This window comes from Leifsonia sp. NPDC102414 (assembly GCF_044765685.1).
Taxonomy (GTDB): Bacteria; Actinomycetota; Actinomycetes; order Actinomycetales; family Microbacteriaceae; genus Leifsonia.
Genome location: NZ_JBIWKN010000011.1, coordinates 1 through 23,709, shown reverse-complemented (window position 1 = coordinate 23,709; position 23,709 = coordinate 1). Strand labels below are relative to the sequence as shown.

Genomic DNA, 23,709 nt, shown 5'->3' with positions numbered 1-23,709 from the left:
CACCAAGATCATCACATCAGGGTCAGACGGAGGTCCCCAGCCCAGCTTTCGCAGCGGACGCGACCTCTTGGGAATGAGAGCTCCAAGGCAACGCGTCCGGTGTTCGGTTCGTGCTCTTCCTGCACCGCCAGAATGCTTTCCCCGACGTAATCTGCGAATGGTGTCTCGTTCCCGATCGCTCCCACAGTGATGCGTCCCGAGTCGCCCATGTCGTAGCCGGTGTGAGGCTCCGCCTTCTCGACGATCAGACACCCGTCCGGTCCAGTCGTGACGCGGACGGTTGCACCCCGGTCATCGATCAGCCATACGTCCAGCGGCGCCGCGAGATCACCGTCGCCACACACGTGCCGTGAAGCGACGACCTCCGCGAGCAGGCGCCCCACGAGACTCTGGGCAGCCGCCCCGCCGCCGTGAAGCGGACACCCGTTCGGCTTCACAGACTCCATCGGCCGACAGTACCGCCAGACGACCTACCAGCTCACAGCCATATACAGGACAGCCCTTCCCGAGAGACGACCGGCATGTGGCTGCAGGAGCGGTCCACCCTGCTGCTGCCCGAACTCGGCCCAGCTCGCACGCGGCACGATTGCGGTGCGGCCACCATCCACGGAATGTGCCGTCCAGGCTGGCGTCCGGCCGCAGCCCCCCGAACCCAACGTCATGGCAGAACAGGTACTGCTCGAGTTCCATGTGGCGCACACGCAGGTCACGGCTGACACCGCTGCCCAGCGAGGCCGTACGGCCGGTGTGGCGCCACGGCCGCCCAGGGGCCTGTCCCCGCTGGACCAAGAAGTCGTAGAGCTGGCCGAGTGCCGCCGAATCACGATCCCAAGCGGCCTGTCCGACCGTCTCCTCGGCTTGCTCCCGCCGCCACAACCGAAACTCCAGCAGGTCCGCCTCGCTCGCCGAGGCGAAATCGCGGCCACGGGTGGCCAGGAAGTGAACAACACCAACGCGGTGAACGCGTAGGCCTTCATCGTCTTCGCATCACGGCCCGCGAGCCCCATCGCCTGGAACCAACTGTTCAGCGGTTCGACCGGACGCATCGTGTCATCGAGCAGGATCAGGGTGCCCCGGGGCAGTCGGCGCCGCTCGAAGAACTCGCTCAGCTCTGCATAGCTCTGACCCGCGACCGCACCCACCTTCCAGACCCGGCGCTGGTCCACGAAGAACAACTGCACAAGCCCCCCGAGAGCAGCCCCATCATCCGACATTCCGTTCAACGGACGAACGGCCGAAGAGGAAACTGCCGCAGCAAGGTTCGGGACACAGACGCCGGGTCAGTCAAGCTACCGGTCTGTGGCCAACCGGCGTGAACGGGGTCACCACCGGGCGCGCAGCACGCCGTCGCTGTCGGGCAGGGCGGCGCAGCGGGTGGCGTTCGTCGATGTACATGGGCAGGGCGCAGGCCGCTCGGGCGTCGGCCACCAGGGTGGCGAGTTCTTGGTACTCGGTGTCATCGACGACCGCGTGTCTGATCGTCCCGTCCTGTGCCTCCCAGACGAACTCCGCGGATCCCTCCTCCGGCAGCGTGGCAAGCACCGTGCCGACATCGGGATTCAGGTCCGGCCAGACGGTCAGCAGGTCGCGCGGGCAGAGACCACTACGCACCGCGTTGCGGCTCTCCGGCGTGGGGCGTTGGAAGCGTGCAGCGTTGCGGACCTAGCCCTCCTCCAGAAGCACTGCCTTCCGCACGGCCAGCGTGGTGCGCACGCGCGCCCAGAACCCTTCGTCGGCCGCCTCCGTCACGTCCGGCTCCTCCAGCTCCGCTGCATAGGGGGAGGCCTTCATCAGTTCCGGGAAAAACCCGAGTTCCCGTGTACGGGCCACAGCGTCCGCGCAGAGCCGGTCAATGCCCACATACACGTACTGGTCCCACCCGACATGCACGGTGAACACGACCCCCGCCTCCAGACGACACCAGGCACCTCGGTCGCGGAGCATGCCCCGGACCAGCTCCAGAGCGACCGGAAGGGAGACCTCGGCCCCGTCGTGGTAACCGGCGGGATAGGGCGGGAAGAGCTCGCCAAGGCCATGTCCTCCACGCCGAAGTAGACGAAGCCGGTGACTTCGGGCTTTCGGATCTCCAGCCGATCGATGCCCGAGGCCTCGGCGAAGGCGGCGATCGCCGCTAGGTACGCGGCTTCGACCGGCCCATGGTCACTGACCGCCTCCTCGGCACCCGTGTAGTGGCCGTGTTCGTCACGGTCGGCGGGATCGTACTTGGTGATTCGGTGTACGAAGGACGGCGACACGTTGCTCCCTGCGCGGTCAGAACGGGGATCAGCTGCTGAGGTCGAACACGCCCCAGGTGGTGAACGGCTCGGCCTGGACGTAGATCCTGCTTCCTCGGCCGACAACCCGCCGACGGCCGGGGGCAGAGCCATCGGGCAGGGTGAGCAGGTCGACGTCCGCCTGCTCGACGGACTTTTCCATGATCTCTCCGTGGGCGAGTCGGTCCCGCTCTTCGCCGTAGCCACCGTAGAAGGCGACCCGCTCACCGCGGATGGCCACCGCTTTGGCGCCTCGTACGCGGTTTGCCCACACTCTGACGGGCCGCTGAGTGCGGTCGGGGCGTATCTCGACGAGGGGGAAGTCCGTATACGGGCATGCCCAGGCGACGGTGCCCGACACGTTCAAGGCGTAGCAGTCGAAGAGACCGGGGATGTGGGCGTTGTCCGACGTCCACGTGAGTTGGCCCGTGGCGCTCCAGCGGCGGATTCCTACCGGGTTCTCGTCGAAGTGCCCGACCCAGATGTGGCCGGCCTCGTCCACGAGCAGGTGCTCGATGGCGTCTCCGACAGAGAAGGACGAGGTCTCGCGGCCGAGCGCGTCGAAGATCTGGACCTGATCCCCATCCTCGTGCTGGCGGGTGCGGGAGGCGGCGACGACGAACCCGCCGTCGGGCAGGCGGTCCAGGTGGGGCCAGCGGGCTCGCACGGCGCTCAGCTCGGTGAGTTCGGTGCTGCCGTTCGGATCGACGGAAACGACCAGCGCGTCAAAGGGCCGGGCAGCGTCGCCAGGTTGCGGAGCGCGGTCGGCAAGCAGCCAGTGGGCGGTGCCGAAAACGTCGACGGTACTGGTTAGAACGTGGCGGTCGTGCTGCGCATGAGGCAGACGGGCGTAGGGAACGAGGGCGGTCTTCTGCACGGTGGGCTCTCCTGAGTGGGCGGTCGGTCACTACCAGCGGGCACTGCGGTGCGGCGACGGCGGTGCACGAGCGGTGGAGAGCGCAGCGGGTTGCCTAGACGGCATGGCCCTTTCTGGTCGTCATGAGGTGATCCTGGTCGGCAACCAGCCTTGGGGCAAGCCATTTGAGGTGTAGTTGCGCCGAGCGCTCAGTTGGCACGGTTCGCCAACTGGACCCCTGCGCAGAAAGGGCGTCACAGGGGTCGGACACCGCCGGTTCCATCCGGCATCATCACTCCGACACCGTGGGGCCTACAGCGCATGGCGCCCTACCCGACGATGGCACCGGCCTACGCGCACACCGAACTCGACCCCGCCACCCAGACCGCCCGGTTCTTCGACGGTCGCGGATAGGCCATGGAGATGCCCGGTCACGGCACCAGCACGGGTACTTCGCCGTCGACGGGTACCAGTCCCGACGGCAACGGCTCGACGCGGGACAGCGCCAGCGGGAGCGACTCCGACCAGTGACCGATCCGCGTCCGGTGCTGGTCGTCACCGCACTGTACGACCCCACCGCCGACGTGGTGATCGCCGAGTTGCACGACCGGGGTGTCCCGGTCGTACGGCTCGACTCCGGGGACTTCCCCGGGGCACTGTCGGTGGAGGCTGAGATCACCGCTCACGGCGTCCGGGGGAGCATCAGCACCCCGTCCCGGACCGCCGACCTCGCAGGCATCCGGTCCCTGTACTACCAGCGCCCCTCCGGGTTCGCCTTCCCTCACCTCGACGAGAAGGACGCCCGGTTCGCTGTCACCCAGGCGCGGTACGGGCTCGGGGGCGTGTTGGCCTCGTTGCCGGGCTGCTTGAACGTCAACCACCCGCACAGGATCGGCGACGCGGAGTTCAAGCCTGCCGGGCTGGCCGCGGCCGTCGCGGCCAGTTTCGACGTGCCGCCCACGCTCATCACGTCGAGCCCCGAGGCGGCCCGGGCCTTCATCAACAAGCACACGCCGGTCATCTACAAGCCGCTCCACAACTCGGTGTATCTCATCGACGGGGCGTCGTCCGTTGTGCAGGTCACCGACGTCTCGGCTGATGAGGTCGATGACGGCGTGGCCGGGACGGTGGACAGGCGGGATTGCGTCGAGCAACTGCATGAGCTGGGTGACGTCGTTGCGGTTGCCGCCGGTCAGCATGACAGCCAGCGGGGTGCCGTGCCCGTCAGTGGTCAAGTGGTAGCGGCGCCGGCACGTCATGCCCGAGCCAAAGCCAAGGTCTTGTGGCAGCTACTCCCACTGGATCCCGGTGTGCAGCCCGTACAGGATCCCGTATAGCTGCTACCGGTCCGGTAGCGGCTTGTGGCCAGATACCGAAAGCGTCGCTCACGCTGCCGCAACAGCGTCTCCAAGAGGTCCCACAGTTCATCCGACACGGTCCACGGCGGCTCCCCCACACTGACCGAACGCTCAACTACCGCCCTGGACACGACTGTCAGGACCGAGCCACCTCATCGTGTTATCCACTATTTGTAGACTCCACGATAGTGAGGCGGCTGGCGCTCGTACCGATCCTGCCAGCTCGGGTCTCAAAGGGAGCCGATCCGGGTGAGACTGCGTGGCAGAGCCTGCGCGCCTGCCTGGTGGTAGTGGTGCGTGAGGGTGGGCTTGGGCCGCTCGCGCGGCGGGTTCATTACCCCGCTCCACCTGAGCACCGAAGGTGCCGCTGCCGCCCGCGGTCCCTGTTATCCATTCTGAATCAGCTAACCCTGAGGGGTGCTGCAGACTCGGGGGCGGGTGTCGCTGGCACATCGTGGATCTCCGAAACGACCGACGTGCCTCAGTACTGGCAGACTCCGCAGTCATAGCCTTCGCAACTATTCTTCGCCGTAGGCGCCCAATAGAGCGGAATACGCACCTTCCGCTAGGCGGCCACTGGCCGTCCCAGGCGGCGTATGGGCCAGAAACGTCTGCGTCGTTCCATCGTGGATAATCTTGCCATTATCTAGGACGGTAACGTAATCCGCTTCTTCCGCCAAGTCTGCAACATCATGGGTGGACATGAGGACACTAATTTCTTCAGTAACCTCGCTCAGGATGTCACGGAATACGCGACGCTGATGAGGGTCCATTCCAGCCGTAGGCTCGTCCAGCAGGAGAACACGTGCATCATGAACGAGGGCCGAGGCGACACCTACACGACGCAATTGCCCTCCTGAAAGCGCCGTCGTCTTGGTGTCAACCTTTCTGGAGAGCTCAACGCGAGCCAAAGCGTCGGCAGCCCGGTCCCAGGAATCTCGACGGTTCAAGCCTTTGAGCCACCCCACATAGGCGACATGCTCCCGCGCAGTCAAAGAAGGCATTGCTTGGATGCTCTGTGGCATCCAAGCCACAGATTTTCTATATGCCTTGGTACTCGAGCGAAGGCCGTCTAGGGTAACAGTCCCAGAGTCGGGCCGTGTGATTGAGGCGCCAAGCTTTAGGAGCGTGGACTTTCCCGCCCCGTTCGGGCCAAGGAGCACGGTTAGACCCGGCATGAGTTGGAAATTGAAGTTTTCGAGTACTGGAGCATGCCAGCGCCGGTAGGTGTAACTGCATGACTTCATTTCGAGGGTCACGGATGGCTCCTGGATGTACAGAGCGAGGCAATAATGCCAGCGATGAAAACAAGTACAGCAATGATTGATGCGTGAATGGCAGCCACCGACTCTGGCAGGACGGTCCAGTAATACGGATTATAAGGAGACCGAAATCCAATAAAAAGTACAGCCAAAACCCAGGCTGTTGGCGCCATAACAGCCGGCGCGCCAACCATGGCGCGGGCACACAGCATGAGCCCCACTAGGAAGGATGTGTTACGGCCGATTGCGGCCACTTCCGGCGCATCGAACAGTATAGAAACCGCAGCGCCGACGGAAATTGAGAGAAGTGCTGCAATAAGCACTAGGCCTACATCCATCAGGCCAACCAAGCGCATACTTGATATTTCGGGCGCCAGAACCCTTGAATCGAGCGACATCGATATCGCCGCAACGAGGGGAATTGGAACGAAGAGAATAAGCCGCGCATGAGCGCTGCCGCCCGGGGTGACAGAGGGTAGTACGGCAACTGTGTCCTGCAGTATGAGCGCTAGGACGATGAAGCAAGCAAATGCGGGAAGGAGTACGCTGTGAACTCTGCGCACCTTTAGCCACCAGATCATTTGTTACCGCACGCGTCGTCGATTTGGCCACTAACCCAAGCCGCTTGCCGGCCAGTCGACTCTTTAAGAATACCATCCACTGCCTTCTTGATTTTGGCAGCCTTGTTCAAGTCCGTATCAAATGCCTCCTGCTGCGCTTCCACTTGCTTTTTGTAAGCAGTTTTTTCACCGGTAACGGTAGCCGCCCACATCCTTACAGTGCGGCTCGTTTCGGGATCGGGGCGAGAACAGGGGAACTGGATGGCGGCGTTAACTAGCTGATAACGAATTGTTTTCGCTGCAATCCCGGAGGTCAGATTAACCCGCCAAGTGCTTTTCGTAGATTTTATATAGTAACGACCATCGCCTAGACGATCCGTGATGACCCTAGGGGATGGATCGACTCCAGCGGCGCGAAAATCCCGGAGAACAGAGATTGCGTCCTTGTGCACATCCTTTAGGTTTACCGAAGTTGCTGCAGGCATGCATACCTTGGGGTGGGTCCCTACACACTCGATAGGTGCTGCCCCAATAACCACCGGCTCACTGGGCCCCCAGTGAGCAACCAAATTCCGAGCCGTAACCATCCCTGTCATGGCAAGCGCAGCCGCAAGCGCCACCCGGATGATTACTGACCGCGCGGGAAGCCAAAGTGATAGAGCTGCTATCGCAAGACTGCCGGTAAAGAGGAGGTGAGGCCACATGGAAGTGAAAGAAACAAGCTCACCGAACATCAGGGGTTCTGCATACTCGCCCGATACGTGCCGAATCCAGTATGGGGTAGTCGATACAGAGAAGGCGACCACGATGAAGATTGCGGCAGCCATAACCGGAGCCGCGATCTGCCGTGGAAGGATGTTCCCAACAGAAAATCCGATAGTACAATGCGCCGCCGCAAGGATCAGTGCCAAGACCATAGGTCGAAGGCTGTCGAGCGTCGGCGAAACTCCGGCACTCGTGAGCCGAATAGCGACAGGAAGAATGAGCATGAACCAAGAGAGAATTAGAACGGGAGTCAACGCGCTGGCGACAATACGGACACGTGATCGAGTGGCTGCCAGTTGCCATACGCCACCCGCCTTAAGCCTGCCGCCCTCCCAGGCCGCCAAACTCGAGGCAACCGCGTAAGCGAAGGCATACATGGGGGCCATGGATTCCGATACCAACGTGGGTGCGTAACCGAAGCTCGCTGGATTCCGCTCGCCTTCGCCAACCGTGTAGTAGAAAAGTGTCAAGCCCAGCGCAAAGGGGGATGCCCATAGCGCACTGCTCGTGCGCAACGATGTCAGAAATTTCACTGGCGGATCTCCGTGGGGGCGGGTTCACTTGAGGGTGGGGCACTAATTCAATCCGAACCCCACCCTCAAAATCATCTGACGCTAGTCGGCCTTAGTGGTGTCAATCGTCCAACTCTCAACGTCGATCGTGTTGGAGTCTCCGCTGTCGATTGCCCCAATTTGGAAGTAGTACATTCCCCATGGGAGATCATGCCATTCACCAACGCTTACACCACCGGCCTTAAAGCATGCCGTGAAGAGCTTCTGGTCATAACTGGGGTCAGGCTTAAAGTCAAGCGCTCGATAATAGGTTATTTGAACGCTCTGATGGTGGAGCGATTGACAGTTGTAGAAGTCAAGCTCCGAATACTGCTCCTCGTCCCAGCGGTGCGATTCGTTGCCATCGTACGCATTGGTAACATTCCCGGTATAAATGGTCGCGGAAGCTCCGGGGGCCATGGCGAGCGATAGGGCAGCTGTCATAGCGCAAACTGCAGCGACATTCGTCAATCGAGACTTATTCAAAGAATCTCTCCCATGTGTGCCTGCGGATTCCTGCACCTACGAGCTTCAGGTAAAAGTATTGTGAATAATGGCTGGCGTCAAGGTGAATACTTATCGAGATGCGGCAATTGGGTGCGTCTTCTTTATTTTCATTGAGTGTCGTATTTGATCAAGTTCACGCACTTTAGACCTCCTATCGGTTTGACTTCAGGCGTCGCCAACAGGCAAGCGGCTTCCGAGGGTGAAGAAGGGTTCGTGGGTGTCATCGCGTGTTCCGCAGGCGGCGGAACCAGTGCAGGTGGGCGAACGCACGCTCCACGACCCAGCGTTGGGTGCCAGGCCAGAGCCGTGCTCGGTGCCCAGCGGGCGATGACGGGCGTCACGCCGAACTTTCGGACGAGGAGGCGGTACTTGTCGCGGTCGTAGTCGCGGTCACCCAGCACGACGTCCGGGCGGCGACGGGGCCGGCCTCGTTTACCCCGCCCGGGAAACACGGCTTCGAGGAGCGGGATGAGCTCAGTGACGTCGTTGCGGTTGCCGCCAGTCAGGGTGACGGCGAGCGGGAAGCAGGTGCATCGGTGATCAGGTGGTGCTTGCTGCCGGTTCCGCCCCGGTCAACAGGCAACGCAGGCTGGTCAACCCTGCCGATGACAGCAAGGCCCGTGAAGTCCTCGTGCCCATCGGCGCTGACGACGACTCACACGAAATTCACGCCGCGCCTCCTCTTGGCCGCCCTGTTTACAGATTGCCCGCCACAACGACCGGCCGGCAACAGGCCCGCACACCGGACGATTGGGGAGACTCCCTTTGTTCACGTCGCCGGTGATCCCGGCGCGGATCAGGTGGTGGGTGTCCCCGGCGTAGGGGCGGGCGCAGGAAGGGCAGGGCGAGGCAGGCCGGTTGCCGCATGCGATCGACGAGTCCCGCGTGCAGCCGACGATCGGGCCGGGCTGCAAGGTGACCGCCGGCCAGTGGTACTCGTTCTACGACGGCGTCACCGTCACCGCCCCGGGCGGCCTGGACATCGACCACATGGTCCCGCTCGCCGAGGCCTGGGACTCCGGCGCCTCCGCCTGGACGCCCGAGCGTCGCGAGGCTTACGCCAACGACCTCGACGCCGAGAGCAGCCTCGTCGCGGTCACCGCGCGCACCAACCGGTCCAAGGCCGACCAGGACCCGGCCGACTGGCTCACTCCTCTCCTCGACGCCCGCTGTACGTACGCCGCGGACTGGGTCGCGACGAAGCTGCGGTGGAAGCTGGCCGTGGACGACCGCGAGCGGTTCTTCGTTGGCTTCGAACTGGGCCGGCTGGTTGCCTCGTTCTGGCTGTGGCTCTGTGTCGCCGGCTTCCTGATCTCGACGACCGGATACTTGGTGAAGGGCGTGCGCCTACGGCGGGCCCCCGGTCGTGCCACCGGCTGACGCTCGTCGCGTTCTGGGGGTTGGCGCCCAGGTCGTGCGGCTGGCGTCCCGGAGGACCTGGGAAAAGTCACGGGCTTTCGATTGCGAGCCTGCTGGCAAACACGATCATGGCAACTCCGCCGGTTGCTTTCAGACTTCGGATACGGCGGGACTTCGCCAGGAACCAGGTCCGCATTGAACCGGCGGCGCAGACCCAGATGGTTTCGATGACTGATTGGGCCACGCCCCCGGCAAGGCCCAGGACCAGCATCTGGACGATGACGCTTCCGCGGGAGTGGTCAACGAACTGAGGCAGGACGGCTACCAACGACACGACGCTCTTCGGATTCGCGACACCGACAAGAAGGCCCTGCCGTAGCGATCGAGCCCACGACGTCTTACCTGGTGATACGGCGGCGGCGAAGGGCTCATCCCCGGAGTCTGACCGAGCAGAGCGCAGCGCGCTGACGCCCAGCCAGAACAGGTAACACGCGCCGGTGATCTTGACAGCCAAGAAGATATTGGCCGATGTCGCGACGATCGCTCCAAGTCCAGCGAGCACGAATGCCAGGAGGATGAGACCGCCCAGAGCGTTCCCCAGCACGATCCACATCGCCGATCGACGCCCCACGGTGATGGCACGGCTGGTCTCAAGCAAGACAGATGGCCCCGGGATCACCGACAGAAGTGCCGAGAGAGTCAGGAAACCGACGACCAAGCTCAGATTCACGGGCATACGCACGGACGATAGCCGCGGGTGGATCGTCGGAAAAGACGGCAGCCTCGGGACTCTGATGCCGCGCCGAAGTGCAGCCGGCCGAGCTCGCTCATACGCTGAGAATCCCCCGGGGGTCCCTGTGGAGGTCAGCCGTGCCCAGAACCGTATGGAGCGGAGCCATCTCGTTTGGCCTGGTCACGGTGCCCATCCATGTGGTCAGCGCCCGGGAGGGCCACAGTGTCCGCTTCCATCAGGTCCACCTGGAGGACATGTCCCGGGTCCGGGTGCAGAAGGTCTGCGAAATAGAGGACCGCGAGGTCCCGAACGCGGAGATCGGCAAGGGCTATCAGCTCACGACGGAAAAGATCATCCCGGTCCTCGAAGAGGAACTGCGGGAGATGCCCCTGGCGACGGCGAAGGCGATCGAGATCGAGGCCTTCGTCACTGGAGTCGATCGACCCGATCCAGATCGGCGACGGCTACTACCTCCAGCCCGACGGCCAGGTCGCGGCCAAGCCCTACACGCTGCTGCGCAAGGCGCTGGAGCGGTCGTCGAGGGTGGCCATCGCGAAGTACGCCTGGTCCGGCCGGGAGCGCCTGGGTCTGCTGCGGGTGAGGGACAACGTGAGGGTTGCACGCCATGCACTGGGCGGACGAGATCCGCGACCCGTCCGAGCTGAAGCCGGACGACGTGAAGCTCACGAAGGACGAGATCGCCGAGGCCGAGCACCTCATCGACCGGCTCACCCGCGATGACCTGGAGGGTGAGGAGTTCACCGACCGGTACACGCAGGCGGTGGAGGCTCTCCTCGAAGCGAAGCGTGAGCACCGTGAGCCGCCCGCGGTGGAGGAGCCGAAGGCGCCGGGCAAGGTCGTCGACCTGATGGCCGCGCTCCAGGAGTCGGTGGCCAAGGCGAAGGCCTCCCGCGGTGAGGACGCCACCGTCCACGAGATGCCGAAGAAGAAGACCACGGCGGCGAAGAAGACCGCGAAGAAGACGCCGGCCAAGAGGACAGCCGCGAAGAAGACCACCAGTTCGAAGACGACCGCGGCGAAGAAGACGGCCAAGAAGGCCCCGGCCCCCAAGAAGCGCAGCGCCTGACCGGGGTCCGGGCCCCGGTCGGCGTGGGTTTCAGAGGACGCGCAGGACGCCGACGACCTTGCCGAGGATCTTCACGTCGTCGGCCGGGATCGGCTCGTAGGCGGGGTTGCGGGGCATCAGCCAGACCTTGCCGTCCTGCCGGTGGAGGACCTTGACCGTGGCCTCCTCGCCCAGGAGGCCGGCCACGATGTCGCCGTGGTCGGCGCTGTCCTGGCGGCGGACGGTCAAAATGTCGCCGTCACAGATCGCCGCGTCGATCATGCTGTCGCCGGACACGGTCAAGGCGAACAGGTCACCGTCGCCGACGACCTGGCGGGGCATCGAGTAGACGTCCTCGACCATCTCGTCGGCGAGCAGCGGGGCGCCGGCGGCGATCCGTCCGACGAGCGGCACCTCGACCGGCTTCGTCTCGCGGCCGTCGGCGAGTTCGGGTGCCCAGGAGGGGCGTACTCGGTAGGCCCGGGGCCGGTGCGGGTCGCGGTAGAGGACAGCTTTGGATTCCAGTGCCATCAGCTGGTGCGCGACGGAACTCGTCGAAGAAAGTCCCACCGCTGCGCCGATTTCCCGCATCGAGGGCGGGTAGCCCTGTCGGGCCACGGACTCGTTGATGTACTGGACGATGGCCGCTTGCCGGGTTGTCAGGCCGCTTTCGAGTGTCCGTATGCCCGGGGGCCGACCTGCGCGTCCCTGCGTGCCGTTCTCCATCCCCCGCACCTCCGTCAAGATCCTCTCGGAACGAGACCTTAACCCGCCATCTGGCGCAAATGGAACGCCTGGAGCGGGAAGCGTGTGCTCACCACTACGGCGGGGCGTTCGCATCTCACACGGCAGAACGACTCCTGGGCCGCTGCGGTGGGTGTTGCAGGCGTCCGGCGAGTGGGCCGGTGAGGGATAGGGTGGTTGCCCCTTCGCGGGGTTCATCTGCAACTTCCCTGGCAGTGAGTCGATTCGGGCCTGCCGAGATTGGACGGCACAACCATGGCGGACCGGGAGCGACGGGTCGCGGTTTTCGGGGCGGGGTACATCGGGCTCGTGACGGGCGTCTGTCTCGCGGAGCTCGGTCACCGGGTGGCCGTACGGGACATCGACCCGGAGAAGGTGCGGGTCCTGAAGGCCGGCGAGGTGCCGATCTACGAGCCGGGTCTGGGCGACATGATCGCCCGGAACAAGGAGCGTCTGACGTTCACGCTCGACCTCGCGGAGGCCCTCGATGGCGCCGAGGTCGCGTACGTGTGCGTGGACACCCCGCCGTCCGCGTCCGGGGATGCCGACCTGTCGCGGGTGTGGTCGGTTGTCCGTTCGCTGGCCGGGTCGACGCAGTTGCGGGCGGTCGTGATGAAGTCGACGGTTCCGGTGGGGACCGGAGCCCGCGCGCGGGCGGCCCTCGACGAGGCGGGGCTGACCGGCACGGCCTACGCCTCGAATCCGGAGTTCACCGCGGAGGGACGCGCGGTCGGGGACTTCATGAACCCGGACCGCATCGTCATCGGTGCCGACGACCCGGAAGCGGCCGCGTTCATCGCCAGCCTGCATGACGGCATCGTCGCTCCGGTGGTGACGATGGACGTGCGGTCGGCGGAGATGGTGAAGCTCGCCTCGAACGCCCTCCTCGCCACGAAGATCAGCTTCGCCAACGAGATCGCCACTCTGTGTGAGAACACCGGTGCCGACGCGGAAGAGGTTCTGGGCGCGGTCGGCCTCGATCACCGCCTGGGCAGGCACTTCCTGCGGCCGGGCATCGGGTGGGGCGGCAGCTGCTTCCCGAAGGACTCAGAGGCCTTGCGCCAGCTCGCCAGCAATACCGGCTTCCACCCGCCGCTGCTCTCGGCGGTCATCGACGTCAACAACATCCAAAAGCGCCGCGCGATCCAGAAGCTGAAGGACACCCTCGGCGACCTGGCCGGGCGGGAGATCGCTCTGCTCGGGATGGCGTTCAAGCCGGGTACCGACGACATGCGCGAGGCGCCGTCCACCGTCCTGGCTTCCCGGCTGCTCGCCGAAGGGGCCCGGGTCCGCTGCTGGGACCCGCTGGCCCGCACCCCGGACGCCGAGCCGTGGAGCTCCACGACCCGCCATGCCACGCCGGACGAGGCGCTGGAGGGCGCGGACGCCGCGGTTGTGGTCACCGAATGGGCTCAGCTGAAGGACATCGACTGGGCGCAGGCGGCCCAGCAGATGCGGCGGCCGGTCCTCTTCGACGGCCGCAATCTGCTCGACCCGCAGCAGATGCGCGAGTTCGGCTTCACCTACATGTCGGTGGGCCGGCCCTAGCGCTCCTGCTTCCGGAAGGACCGGGCCTCGCTCGCACCACGGGCGAGGCCCGGCTGCATCGGCCTGGACGCGAGGCGGCGGTGGTCTCGCAGACTCGCGCTAGACGCAGGTCAGGCGGTGGCCCAGGCGCGAAGCTGCGCCGCGATCTCCTGCACGCCGGTGCCCTTGTGCTTGGCGCGCATGACGAGGGCGAGGGCGTCCTCGGGCTCATAGCGCATGGACTTCTCGTTCGTGCTCAGGAAAGTCTCGGCGACCAGCCAGGCGAAGAATTCGTTCTTCGCCTCCAGGGGTTCGTGGAGGGCGACGGTCTCCAGCATCGCCGCGGCCTTCAGCCAATCGCTGGCATAGACGTCCCGGCCCATGTAGTGGGCCTGCACCCGGGCACTGACGGCGTCCAGGACCCCCAGGTCGAGGCAGGCAGGATCACCAGGAAGGGTCTGGGCGATCTGCAGGAGTTCCTGAGGGGTGAGGAAGCGCGTCACGCCGCGCGGCCGTGCTGCCGGATCTCCGACAGGTCCCGGCTTCCCATGGGCGCCGGGTCGGGGTAGGCCGCTGTATCAGCGGGGGCCTCCTGGACGTCCCGCGTGGCGAACACCTCGGAGAGCTGCGCGACCCGCTCGCGCGTCCGGTCCAGGGCCTTGATGAAGGGATCATCGGCCGCGGCGAGCGCGGCGTCACGGACGAAGACCTCCGGAGACTTACCAACCAGCTGCGCGGCCTTCTCGACACGCGCGTACTCGTCGGGGGCGAAAGGCAGCTGAGGTCCGTTCTCGTCCATATGAGGACGGTACCAGCGCACCCCGCCGGGGACCGAGGCCTCGGCAGAACGAGACCGGCCAGCGACCGCGCTGCCGACCGCACCGGCCGGACCCGGCACTCAGAGGATTGAAGGCCACGGCCTTGGTGGTAGCGCTGAGCCCATGGAATGGCGACTGCCTGCGGCCATGCTGGCGAAACCTGTCGAAACCCCTCCCACCGGACCCTACGCATATGAGGCAAAATGGGACGGATTCCGCGCGATCATCAGCCGAAATCCAGCAGGCGCCGTAGAGATCCGCTCCCGGCAGGGCACGCTCTTGAACGCCGGATTTCCGGAGATCACGACGGCCGCCCGGGACCTGCCACCCGTGATCTTGGACGGGGAGATCGTGATCTGGCATGACGGCAAGCTCGCCTTCGAACGCCTGCTGCGCCGCCTCAACCGGCGCCCATCGTCCGTCGAAGCCGAGGTTCGTTCCAGCCCTGCTCACTTCGTCGCGTTCGACCTGTTGCGCGTCGACGGCCCGGACGGGGACGTGGCGCGCCTCCCCTACCGTGACCGGCGGGCCCGCCTCGAGGCGCTCTTCGCCGAACAGGAGCTTCAGCCGCCCTGGACGCTGTGCCCCATGACGCTGGACCGCGATGAGGCGCTGTCGTGGATGCGGGAGTGGGCGCCGGCTGGGATCGAAGGGATTGTCGCGAAGAGGCTTACCGGGGTCTATCAGGGTGGGATGCGAGGCTGGGAAAAGGCGAGGGTTCGCCATACGAGTGAGGCCATCGTGGGAGCTGTGACCGGCCGAATCCAAGCACCGTCCACCCTCCTGCTGGCGCGCCAGGACGAGGACGGCCGCCTTCACTTCGTCGGGCGCACATCTGTCGTCAGCCGCGTGACCGCTGCCAGCGTCGGGCATCTGCTCAGTCCCCAGGAGGCCAGACAGCATCCGTGGAGAGGACGCCGGTTTTCCGCTGGCTGGGGCAGCACGAAGATGCTCGAGGTGCAGCTCGTCGAGCCGAGCGTGGTGGTCGAGGTGAGTGTCGACATTTCTTTGGATGTCGGCGGCCGGTGGCGACACCCCGTGAGACTGGAACGAGCGCGGCCCGACCTGGGCGTCTCCGACGTCCAGCCGTTCCGTCCTCCCACCGGCTGACTTGCCTCCACCGTTCAGCATGCTCAGAGCTGCACGTGAACCTGGGATGCCGTTAGGAACTCCGCCTCAAACGGCGGCTTCCCTATGACGCGCCCGGCGGTGCCGGTTTACACCGTGACGCAATCGACACGGAAGGTCGCCACGGAGATGTCGGTGTGCCATCTGGGGCCAGCCCGTACGGCCACAGCCTCTTAAAGGCGTTCGACGTCACGCTCAGTTCGTACAGGGCGCCGGTGTTGCCGCGGTCGGCGGCCTGCCGGGCCAGGCTCTCGGCTCTGTCCCGGTCCCCTGCCACTTCTCGCATCATGGCCAGGCTGGACAGGGCGTCGGTGTCGCCGTGGTCGGTGGCCTCACGGGCCAGGGCCTCGGCCCCGTCCCGGTCCCCTGCCTCCTCCCGCATCATGGCCAGGCTGGACAGGGCGTCGGTGTCGCCGTGGTCGGTGGCCTCACGGGCCAGGGCCTCGGCCCCGTCCCGGTCCCCTGCCTCCTCCCGCATCTCGGCCAGGCGGGACAGGACGCTGGTGTCGCCGTGGTCGGCGGCCTCACGGGCCAGGGCCTCGGCCCCGTCCCGGTCCCCTGCCTCCTCCCGCATCATGGCCAGGCTGAACAAGGCGATGGCGTTGCCGTGGTCGACGGCCTCACGGTAGAGAGTCTCGGCCCCGTCCAGGTCCCCTGCCTTCTCCCGTATCTCGGCCAGGCGGGACAGGACGCTGGTGTCGCCGTGGTCGGCGGCCTCACGGGCCAGGGCCTCGGCCCCGTCCCGGTCCCCTGCCTTCTCCCGCATCATGGCCAGGCTGAACAAGGCGATGGCGTTGCCGTGGTCGACGGCCTCACGGTAGAGAGTCTCGGCCCCGTCCAGGTCCCCTGCGTTCTCCCGCATCATGGCCAGGCTGGACAGTACGGCGGCGCCCCTGTGGTCGGCGGCCTGCCGGGCCAGGGCCTCGGCCCCGTCCCGATCCCCTGCCCTCTCCCGCATCATGGCCAGGCTGAACAAGGCGATGGCGTTGCCGTGGTCGGCGGCCTCACGGTAGAGAGTCTCGGCCCCGTCCAGGTCCCCTGCCTTCTCCCGCATCTCGGCCAGGCGGGACAGGACGCTGGTGTCGCCGTGGTCGACGGCCTGCCGGGCCAGAACCTCGGCCCCGTCCCGGTCCCCTGCCTCCTCCCGCATCATGGCCAGGCTGGACAAGGCGATGGCGCTGCCGTGGTCGGCGGCCTCACGGTAGAGAGTCTCGGCCCCGTCCCGGTCCCCGACCTCCACCCGCATCCCGGCCAGGCGGCACAGGACGCTGGTGTCGCCATGGTCGACGGCCAGCCGGGCCAGAACCTCGGCCCCGTCCCGATCCCCGGACTTCTCCCGCATCCGGGCCAAACGGGACAGTGCGACGGTGTCGCCATGGTCGGCGGCTCGTTGACGGAGGTGGTGACCCCACTGCAGGCGGTGCCGGGCTTCGGCCGCGTCAGCGAGGTTGTTGAGGTCCTCGGGGTGGGTGAGGTGGGTGTGGGCGGCGTTCCAGAAGGATGCGGGTGGGCACAGGTAGCGGCGGGAGGTACGGCCGTGTTGTTCGAGGTAGTCAGTGAGCCGGAACACTGGGCCCGTGGGCGACGCCACAGTGGTGTCGGCGTCGGTGGTGGGGGTGGGCGGGCGTCGTGGGGGACGGGGGGTGGTGCGGCGCAGGGGCGCTTGCTTGCCGTGAACCGGCTTGGCGAGTTCGGCGTAGGCCTGTTCGGCCCAGTCGTCGCTGAGTTGGTCGTAGGCGTCGTCGCTGAGGTAGTCGGGGGCGGCGTCGGTCAGGAAGGCCTGGGAAAGGTGGAGGCCGACGCCGAGGCGGCGGGCGTCCATCGCCACTTCCAGCAGTGCACGGGCGGCAGCCTGGCGGGGCTGTTCGTAGCGGCGCAGGAGTTCGGGGGCTCCGGCCAGGTCCTGGGTGATCCGGCCGCTGTCCTGGTTGCGGGTGAGGGCATCGGTTAGCAGAGCGTCGCCGTTTTGGGCAAGGGCCGTCGCAGCGGCCAGGGCTGCGGTGTCGAACGTGTCGGGGACACTCGCCGTGCGGCCGGCGAGCAGTTCCCGCACCCGGCTGTACGGATCATCTCGGCCCGGTTCGGGCAGGGCGGTGTAGTCATGGGCGTACTCGGGCCACAGCGTGCCCAGGACCAGGACCGGCCCACGTCTGTCGTCGATCAGCAGCTGGTGCACTGCCGCCGCGATCTGCTCGCCGAATTTCCGGTCGCCGAGGTAGTGCTGTGCCTCGTTCAGCCACAGCACGGTGCGCGGCCCGACCCGGTGCAGGTCTGCCAGCGCGGCTTCGGCGCGGGTCGGGTCGAAGGGATGCCATAGTCGCCATCTCTTCTTCGCGAGTGCCTGGACGGCCTGCCAGCATGCCCGGGTCTTGCCCGTCGATGAGGTCCCCACCAGAACGATCATCGCGCTGTGGCCCGCGGCGGCCGCCGCGACCGCGTCGGCCAGCACCTGGTCGTGCTCGCGTCGCACGTACCCCGGCAGTGCCCGCACACCGTCGGCGTCCGACGTGCTCAAGCCGAAGCCGGCGGGATGGACTTCCAACTCGTGCGGCTCCCACTGCCCGATCGGCCGACCCGGCCCCGACACGTCGGCCGGCGCCGCGCCTGCCTCCTCGGCCGCGGTCCGTTGAATCTCCAGCAACTCGCCCACCGGCAGCTTCAACGCCTGGGCCAGCCGGGTCACCGTGTCCACCGACGGCACGCCCTCGCGGACTGAGAACGCCTTCGACACCGTCGTCCGGCTCACACCGGCGTTCCTGGCGAGCTGCGTCTGGTTCAGGCGGGCGCGGGACCGTCCCTCGTCGAGTCTCCTGCGCAGTTCGGCCTGCGCGGGACTGCGGCGATCCGGTTCTTCGTGCATGTGATGGTCCCCCGGTGTGGAGTGTGCGCCCGTGTTCATCTTCGTCTCCGTGGACCATGGCGCACAGCCGTTCCGCGAGCTTCGTCCCTGTCAACACCCCACCGTGTTCAGGGAGGCTGCTGTGGCCGTCGCTATTTTCCTCATCGCCGTCGCTGTTGTTCTGGTCGTGGCGCTACTGACCGCCGCCGGCGCTGCCCTGCTGGCTCGTGTCGACAACGCGACCTGGCCGACGGCTCTCACTCGCGCCGCTGGCGCCTTCGCAGCCGTCCTCGCCCTCGCCGCCGCCATCACCGCGGCGCTCGCTCCCCTCCTCACGTGACGCCCAGCTGTCCTCGGCTCCCAGGCACCACCATGTGCGGCTGGTGACAGAGTTCGTACCGGAACCCCAATCTCCGCGCGGGTCCGAGCGAGCCTGCCGCTGCATGCGCAAGACGCTCACTCACCAGGGGCGAGAGATCGAGGTTGGGCTTGGACGGAGACACGGCGGCCGAGGGACAGTGGCCCTTCGATGTGCGCACACGTGCGGACGGGGGCAGGTGGGGCCTGCCGTTCGGGGGATGTCGACGGGCCCCACCTGTATTCACGGTCCCACGCGGACCGCGGAAACGCGCGTCATCCTGCTCCCGCGCGTCGCCGGGGGACTGGACCCCGATGCAGGATCGGGCCCAGTCTCTTTGCTCTCAGTCCCCGAGGGCGTCGCCGAGGCGGGAGCCCGTGCTGACGCCATAGTCGGCGGGGTTGAAGACGTCGGTCCCCGTGGTGGTGAGGCCGCTTGTGGCACCGTGTAGTTGCCAGAGGGCGCCGCTGCCCACGTTGTTGACGACGTTCTCGCCGGGTGCGGAGACGGCCAGATCGGCCTTGCCGTTGCGGTTGAAGTCTGCGAGGAGGATCCGGTAGCCGAAGGTGTCGTTGTTCTCGGCCGTGCCTGGGACATTGGAGGAGTTCTGCGAGTAGCGGGTGGCACCGGTCGTGACGGTGCCGCTGGCGGAGCCGCGCAGCACGAGGACGTCGCCGCCGCAGTGGGCGCTGTCGAGCGATTCGCAGGGGATGCCGATGGCGAGTTCGGCGGGTCCGTCGCCGTTGATGTCGGCGATCGAGAGGGCTGCGCCGAATTCGTCGCCGCTCTCGTTGGTTCCCGGGATGCCTGAGGTGTTCTGGTGGAAGGTGTGTCGGGTCGTTTTCAGGCCGCCGGGGGCGGTTCCTCCTCCGTAGTAGGTCGTGACGTACCCGGAGTTGCCGCTCGGGTCGGTGAGGTGGTTGTCGTCGAGGTAGGGGTCGGGCAGGCCGACCGCCAGATCGTCACGTCCGTCACCGTTCAGATCGCCGGTGGTCAGCGTGGTTCCGCCGCCAAGGGCCTGCTGGTCGTGAAAGCCCTCAGCGTCCTCGGAGAAGATCACGGTCGCGCCCGGCGCGGCCACCGCGAGTTCATCCTTGCCGTCGCCGGTGAAGTCACCCGCTGCGAGCTGCCCGAAACCGTAGTCGTTGCCGGGCCGCCGGTCGACGTCGATCGGGGCCGGTATCGAGGTGCGGCTGAAACCGCCCTCGAACAGCCACAAGCTGGCGGAGTCAGAGACGACCACGTCGGGGGAGGCGTCGCCGACGAAGTCTCCGACTGCCGTGTCCGTACCGAACCACTGTTCCTTGTAGGAGAGCGCGGTCGGCAGCGCGGTGCCCGACCGGAAGCCCGTGCTCCCTCCCCACAGGACAGTGACCGACCCCCGTTCGGAGAGGTCGCCGACCTTTTCCCTCTCGCTGGTGACCAGCAGGTCCGCGTATCCGTCCCCGTCCAGGTCGCCGTTGGACAGATCGGTACCGAACAGATCCTCGGTCTCAGCGGCTCCCGGCACCCCCGCACTGTCCTGCGTCACGACCACGTGCTTGCTCGTCAAGCCCGTCGACGATCCGAAGGTGACGACCACCGCGCCCGCGCGCTTGTGCCCGTTGACCGTCTTCTCCGGCATGCCGACGGCCAGGTCGCGGTATCCATCGCCGTTGAAGTCATCAGCTTGAGACGCCGGCGCCGCGCCAGCCGGTCCCTCCGTCGCGCTGAGGAAGCCCCCGGTGAGCGTCACGACGACAGCCGTCGCAAGAGAGACACGCAAGGATGGACGCATAGGACAACTCCTGTTGCTGGCACGGGCACTTGTGGGAAGACCCGTTGGATCACCGGTCGGCGTGAGCAGGGTATGCAGGCGACATGGGAGCTAAAGATCAAGTAGCACCTGATGGTCACAGGACTCACCAGGAGCCACAAGGGTTGCTCCCCACATAGCGACCGGTGGTGATCGCGTCAGATGCCGCCCCAGGGAACGAAGCCCGCGGCCGACTTCACGGTGCGGCGCTGCGCGTTCTCGTTGATCTCGACCTGCCAGTCGCCGTTGTGCCAGCGCACCGTCTGGGGTGTGACCTGCAGGGAGCCATCCGGGTAGCGCATGAGCAGGTCGATGACGGCGGTGTCGTCGTTGTAGGTGACGAAGTGGAAACCGGCGACCTGTCCAAGTTCGCCCGGGTCTGGGGTCCCGAGAGATCCGTTCCCGAACTGCGTTCGCAGTTGCTTGAGGGTGGCGTCCTTGTCGGGGCCGTACGTCTGCTTCTCCCACACCTCCGTCCAGTTGCTGGCGAGCATCGCTCTGGTGGAGATCTGCACCGCGGCGATGAGGGCCCCGGTGGGGGTGTGGGCGAAGCAGCGGGTCATGTCGCGTTCCGTCACGGCTGGGCCGGCCGCTGTGGACTGGGGCAGCGCTTCCGTCCGGAAGATGGCCCACTGGACGTCTTTGGGGGCCCTGGTCAGCGGGGACGTGTCACGGTCCGCGAGGACAGGGCATCCCCCGGTCTGGACCTGAGGGGCAGTGGTCACGGAGGAGGTCGGGGCCGGGGCCTTGTCCGTCCCTCCTGCTGCGGATTGTCCATTGGTGCAGCCGGCCAGGGCTGCGGTGACCAGCACGGCTAGCGCCCCGGCCACTGGCAGACGTCGCACCTGTCGATGGGGTGTCGGACGGGGGCGGGCGGCACGTGCAGTCGAGAAGATCACCCGTCCAACCTAGAGCAACTAGACCTCTACCGCGTGTGATTGACGGGTGGAGGCTGTGCCCATGGTCCTGACGTCAGTCGGTCATCCACTGAAGGTCGCTGACGACCAGGGGGATCCTCGGCTCACAGGCGGGTCAAAGCCCGGGCGGTCATTTCCGTCGCTTGCCCCCCCCGTAAGCGACATGCCAGCCCGCGCGCCTCCCCGCCTGACGCCTCAACCGAATACCCTTCTCCAGCCAGCATCACCAGCAAGGTGACCCGCCACCTTGACGAGCTACATAGGGCGCCTCTCGGCGGCACGATGCTGGTCCGTACCATCCCGTGGTGACCTCACCGTTCATATCGACCCCTCGCCGCCAGCTCGCTACCTTCGGCGCCATCGCGGCTCTGTGCCTGTTCGCCTGGTGGGCCGTGCAGCCGGTCGGCGGCGACTGCCAAGCCGTAGGCTCGACACTGTCCTCCGACCCCTACGGGTCCACCTACGACCCCGGCCACACTCAGGGGACCCGTACGAGCGCCACGTTCGGCTTCGGCGACGACGACCCTTGCCCGGCGGAAACCCGGCACCCGCGCCTCTATGGATGGCTCGGCCTGTAGGTCCTCGGGCCTCTCTGCTGGGCTTGTTTACCTCGGGCACCCCTTCGCCTGACCAACGTATCCCGACACCAGACCAGTTGATGCTCCATACGCCCTGACATTCGAGTGACGGCAGGACCGCGACCCGCACACGTCGCCAGTTCCAGTAAGGGCGGGTGCAGCCCTCGGCTTGCACCTGATTGTCCGTGTCGTGCTGGAAGGGGGTGACGTCTGCCTCAGCCACCTTGGCCACTTGTTGATCTTTATGACCCGTCCCGCGGTGGGCCGCTTGAGGTGATGTGGCTGGACCGGCTCGAGACGGCCACGAAGGTGGGTGCCTTCCGTCGTACCGGAGGCAGCTGAACGTCTCGGGGTGGTACTGGGCCGCGACATGGTCCGAACTGGTCGGCTACGAGTTGTAGGTGGAACTGGGGCCTCTGGTACGGCCCGACGCCGACCCGGATGTGACGGCAAATGGCCTCGCGGCCACTCGGCTTGTCCGGGCTCTGGAACTTGATGGGGCGGCCTGCGCCCGCTCGCGCCACCGGGTCAGGTCGCTATCGCAGGGGGAACATCACGCGCAGTCTCGGCAGTTTGCGTGCTGCCTCATCCTCGCGCCGAACGTCCCACTGCTCACCGAGCGGTCCGGAGGTGCCACCTCCATCACCCTTCTCAGCGTCAACGGCCTCGTTGAAGGATTCGCCGCACTCGTCGTCCACACCAGCCAGGATCCCGTACGCCTCCTTGGCGACGTAGTCGAGCGACTCCCATCCGGGCCAGTCGTCGCTCCATGCATCCCGCGGACGACCCACCAGAGCCTGGACCTCCGGAGTGGCCGCCAGGACATCGGGATCAGCCACCGCCTGAGTGAAGGCATCCCGACCGAGTCCCACCAACCACAGGCCGAAGTAGCAGAATCCGTCATCCGAACACCAGCCGCCGAAGATCTGATCCGCAGCTGCCCACAGATCCCACGTAAACGCCTCGTGCGTCACCTCGTCCAAGCGCACCTGGAACTGCACGACCTCTGCCATCGACCTCTGCGACAGTGCGCCACGCAGCCACGCGAGCCGTTCGTCCGGCCCCTGTGCCTGCCGTCGGCACTCCTCGATGAGCTCCCAGAAGGAATCGATGTCCACGGCGGCACTGTGCCAGGCACCTCTGACAACGCACAGTCCACGGACTATGTTCGAGCGGTGGAAAACCCAGAGATCATCATCAGACTCACCCCGGACGAGGCACTGATCCTGTCGGACTGGCTGGAGCGAGTGCAGATGACGGACCTCAGCCGTCTCATCGACGGTGCCGCTTGGGCGCCCCTTCACCGCATCGCCGGAACGCTCGACAAATCGCTACCGGGGATCTTTGCAGCGGACTACACCGAACGCCTCGAAGCGGCCCGCCGCAGGCTTGCTCCAGCCCAGGACGACGGCTCCGGAGACCACGAGGGGGGCTCATGAAATCCCTCTCGGATTGACCGAGCGCTAGTACCTCGCCAACGTCGGCCAGCGTCCCGGCATGTTCGTCGGCAAAACCTCCTTCCACATGCTGACGGCGTTCCTGACCGGCTACGACCAGCACGCTCTCCGGCACGGTGGGCACGTGCTACCGGCTGGGACGACATCTGGAACCTTCCTCCTAAGAGGTCCTAACAAAGGTGTTGGACGTGCCGGTGGGTGATCAGGCAGGTGGCGAGGCCGAGGAAAGCCTCGTGGATGTCGTCGCGTCGTTCCCAG

Annotated in this window: 25 protein-coding genes and 4 pseudogenes; 10 read left to right on the top strand and 19 right to left on the bottom strand. The window is 66.1% G+C overall.

Annotation, left to right across the window (positions count from 1 at the left end; all coding sequences use genetic code 11):
* Positions 1-11: 11 nt before the first annotated feature.
* The 4 genes from ACIRCZ_RS20370 to ACIRCZ_RS20355 form a co-directional block, all read right to left on the bottom strand.
* Complete coding sequence (locus ACIRCZ_RS20370; RefSeq protein WP_402856770.1) at positions 12-446, bottom strand: hypothetical protein; 435 nt, start codon at positions 444-446, stop codon at positions 12-14.
* 838 nt (positions 447-1,284) lie between these two features.
* Positions 1,285-1,611, bottom strand: a complete 327-nt coding sequence (locus tag ACIRCZ_RS20365) for a hypothetical protein (protein WP_402856767.1) — start codon at positions 1,609-1,611, stop codon at positions 1,285-1,287.
* A 51-nt stretch (positions 1,612-1,662) separates the two neighbouring features.
* Entirely contained in the window at positions 1,663-1,899 is a 237-nt protein-coding gene (locus ACIRCZ_RS20360) for a hypothetical protein (RefSeq protein ID WP_402856764.1), read from the bottom strand.
* A gap of 384 nt (positions 1,900-2,283) precedes the next feature.
* Positions 2,284-3,150, bottom strand: coding sequence for a hypothetical protein (locus tag ACIRCZ_RS20355; protein ID WP_402856761.1), 867 nt, complete (start codon positions 3,148-3,150; stop codon positions 2,284-2,286).
* A gap of 192 nt (positions 3,151-3,342) precedes the next feature.
* Between ACIRCZ_RS20355 and tgmA the strand changes: the two genes are divergently transcribed.
* Both tgmA and ACIRCZ_RS20345 read left to right on the top strand, forming a co-directional pair.
* Entirely contained in the window at positions 3,343-3,543 is a 201-nt protein-coding gene (tgmA, locus tag ACIRCZ_RS20350; RefSeq protein ID WP_402856758.1) for a putative ATP-grasp-modified RiPP, read from the top strand.
* A 113-nt stretch (positions 3,544-3,656) separates the two neighbouring features.
* Positions 3,657-4,004: pseudogene (locus ACIRCZ_RS20345) on the top strand (MvdC/MvdD family ATP grasp protein); the annotation flags it as partial.
* 255 nt (positions 4,005-4,259) lie between these two features.
* Here ACIRCZ_RS20345 and ACIRCZ_RS20340 read toward each other — a convergent pair.
* The 7 genes and pseudogenes from ACIRCZ_RS20340 to ACIRCZ_RS20310 form a co-directional block, all read right to left on the bottom strand.
* A pseudogene (locus ACIRCZ_RS20340) lies at positions 4,260-4,373 on the bottom strand (transposase); the annotation flags it as partial.
* A gap of 632 nt (positions 4,374-5,005) precedes the next feature.
* Complete coding sequence (locus ACIRCZ_RS20335; RefSeq protein WP_402856788.1) at positions 5,006-5,734, bottom strand: ABC transporter ATP-binding protein; 729 nt, start codon at positions 5,732-5,734, stop codon at positions 5,006-5,008.
* An 8-nt stretch (positions 5,735-5,742) separates the two neighbouring features.
* Positions 5,743-6,147 (bottom strand): hypothetical protein, encoded by a 405-nt coding sequence (locus tag ACIRCZ_RS20330; RefSeq protein WP_402856755.1) that lies wholly within the window; start codon positions 6,145-6,147, stop codon positions 5,743-5,745.
* 179 nt (positions 6,148-6,326) lie between these two features.
* Complete coding sequence (locus ACIRCZ_RS20325; RefSeq protein WP_402856752.1) at positions 6,327-7,607, bottom strand: hypothetical protein; 1,281 nt, start codon at positions 7,605-7,607, stop codon at positions 6,327-6,329.
* A gap of 81 nt (positions 7,608-7,688) precedes the next feature.
* A complete protein-coding gene (locus ACIRCZ_RS20320; protein ID WP_402856749.1) occupies positions 7,689-8,069 on the bottom strand; it encodes a hypothetical protein in 381 nt (126 codons plus the stop codon).
* Between the two features lie 295 nt (positions 8,070-8,364).
* Positions 8,365-8,712 (bottom strand): annotated as a pseudogene (locus ACIRCZ_RS20315) (transposase); the annotation flags it as partial.
* 13 nt (positions 8,713-8,725) lie between these two features.
* Positions 8,726-9,046, bottom strand: a complete 321-nt coding sequence (locus ACIRCZ_RS20310) for a replication initiator (RefSeq protein WP_402856746.1) — start codon at positions 9,044-9,046, stop codon at positions 8,726-8,728.
* On the opposite strand from ACIRCZ_RS20310, the gene ACIRCZ_RS20305 reads away from it, so the two are divergent.
* The gene (locus tag ACIRCZ_RS20305; protein WP_402856743.1) at positions 9,018-9,512 is read left to right on the top strand and encodes an HNH endonuclease family protein; all 495 of its coding nucleotides are present in this window, start codon (positions 9,018-9,020) and stop codon (positions 9,510-9,512) included. The genes ACIRCZ_RS20310 and ACIRCZ_RS20305 overlap by 29 nt on opposite strands.
* Before the next feature lie 67 nt (positions 9,513-9,579).
* On the opposite strand, the gene ACIRCZ_RS20300 is transcribed toward ACIRCZ_RS20305, so the two are convergent.
* Positions 9,580-10,227, bottom strand: a complete 648-nt coding sequence (locus ACIRCZ_RS20300) for a LysE family translocator (protein WP_402856740.1) — start codon at positions 10,225-10,227, stop codon at positions 9,580-9,582.
* 71 nt (positions 10,228-10,298) lie between these two features.
* Here ACIRCZ_RS20300 and ACIRCZ_RS20295 point away from each other — a divergent pair.
* Positions 10,299-10,965, top strand: a pseudogene (locus ACIRCZ_RS20295) (Ku protein).
* Entirely contained in the window at positions 10,850-11,311 is a 462-nt protein-coding gene (locus ACIRCZ_RS20290) for a hypothetical protein (protein ID WP_402856794.1), read from the top strand. The pseudogene ACIRCZ_RS20295 and the gene ACIRCZ_RS20290 overlap by 116 nt, the downstream one beginning before the upstream one ends.
* A 30-nt stretch (positions 11,312-11,341) precedes the next feature.
* Here ACIRCZ_RS20290 and lexA read toward each other — a convergent pair whose 3' ends face one another.
* Positions 11,342-12,016, bottom strand: coding sequence for a transcriptional repressor LexA (gene lexA / locus ACIRCZ_RS20285; RefSeq protein WP_402856737.1), 675 nt, complete (start codon positions 12,014-12,016; stop codon positions 11,342-11,344).
* 273 nt (positions 12,017-12,289) lie between these two features.
* On the opposite strand from lexA, the gene ACIRCZ_RS20280 reads away from it, so the two are divergent.
* Complete coding sequence (locus ACIRCZ_RS20280) at positions 12,290-13,582, top strand: UDP-glucose dehydrogenase family protein (protein ID WP_402856734.1); 1,293 nt, start codon at positions 12,290-12,292, stop codon at positions 13,580-13,582.
* 110 nt (positions 13,583-13,692) lie between these two features.
* Here ACIRCZ_RS20280 and ACIRCZ_RS20275 read toward each other — a convergent pair whose 3' ends face one another.
* Both ACIRCZ_RS20275 and ACIRCZ_RS20270 read right to left on the bottom strand, forming a co-directional pair.
* Positions 13,693-14,064, bottom strand: a complete 372-nt coding sequence (locus ACIRCZ_RS20275; RefSeq protein WP_402856731.1) for a hypothetical protein — start codon at positions 14,062-14,064, stop codon at positions 13,693-13,695.
* A complete protein-coding gene (locus tag ACIRCZ_RS20270; RefSeq protein ID WP_402856728.1) occupies positions 14,061-14,360 on the bottom strand; it encodes a hypothetical protein in 300 nt (99 codons plus the stop codon). Before ACIRCZ_RS20270 ends, ACIRCZ_RS20275 begins: the two co-directional genes overlap by 4 nt.
* 142 nt (positions 14,361-14,502) lie before the next feature.
* On the opposite strand from ACIRCZ_RS20270, the gene ACIRCZ_RS20265 reads away from it, so the two are divergent.
* A complete protein-coding gene (locus ACIRCZ_RS20265; RefSeq protein ID WP_402856725.1) occupies positions 14,503-15,489 on the top strand; it encodes an ATP-dependent DNA ligase in 987 nt (328 codons plus the stop codon).
* A gap of 82 nt (positions 15,490-15,571) precedes the next feature.
* On the opposite strand, the gene ACIRCZ_RS20260 is transcribed toward ACIRCZ_RS20265, so the two are convergent.
* Positions 15,572-18,406, bottom strand: a complete 2,835-nt coding sequence (locus ACIRCZ_RS20260) for a helix-turn-helix domain-containing protein (RefSeq protein ID WP_402856722.1) — start codon at positions 18,404-18,406, stop codon at positions 15,572-15,574.
* A gap of 82 nt (positions 18,407-18,488) precedes the next feature.
* Between ACIRCZ_RS20260 and ACIRCZ_RS20255 the strand changes: the two genes are divergently transcribed.
* A complete protein-coding gene (locus ACIRCZ_RS20255) occupies positions 18,489-18,686 on the top strand; it encodes a hypothetical protein (protein ID WP_402856719.1) in 198 nt (65 codons plus the stop codon).
* 361 nt (positions 18,687-19,047) lie between these two features.
* Here the strand turns inward: ACIRCZ_RS20255 and ACIRCZ_RS20250 are convergent, their stop codons facing one another.
* Both ACIRCZ_RS20250 and ACIRCZ_RS20245 read right to left on the bottom strand, forming a co-directional pair.
* On the bottom strand, positions 19,048-20,439 hold the full coding sequence (locus ACIRCZ_RS20250) for an FG-GAP-like repeat-containing protein (protein WP_402856716.1): 1,392 nt from the start codon (positions 20,437-20,439) through the stop codon (positions 19,048-19,050).
* Positions 20,440-20,657: 218 nt separating this feature from the next.
* A complete protein-coding gene (locus ACIRCZ_RS20245) occupies positions 20,658-21,344 on the bottom strand; it encodes a hypothetical protein (protein ID WP_402856714.1) in 687 nt (228 codons plus the stop codon).
* 377 nt (positions 21,345-21,721) lie between these two features.
* Between ACIRCZ_RS20245 and ACIRCZ_RS20240 the strand changes: the two genes are divergently transcribed.
* Complete coding sequence (locus ACIRCZ_RS20240) at positions 21,722-21,994, top strand: hypothetical protein (RefSeq protein WP_402856711.1); 273 nt, start codon at positions 21,722-21,724, stop codon at positions 21,992-21,994.
* Positions 21,995-22,530: 536 nt separating this feature from the next.
* Here the strand turns inward: ACIRCZ_RS20240 and ACIRCZ_RS20235 are convergent.
* Complete coding sequence (locus tag ACIRCZ_RS20235; RefSeq protein ID WP_402856708.1) at positions 22,531-23,112, bottom strand: DUF4240 domain-containing protein; 582 nt, start codon at positions 23,110-23,112, stop codon at positions 22,531-22,533.
* 57 nt (positions 23,113-23,169) lie between these two features.
* Here ACIRCZ_RS20235 and ACIRCZ_RS20230 point away from each other — a divergent pair, with 57 nt between their 5' ends.
* On the top strand, positions 23,170-23,433 hold the full coding sequence (locus ACIRCZ_RS20230; RefSeq protein WP_402856705.1) for a hypothetical protein: 264 nt from the start codon (positions 23,170-23,172) through the stop codon (positions 23,431-23,433).
* The last annotated feature ends 276 nt before the right edge of the window (positions 23,434-23,709 follow it).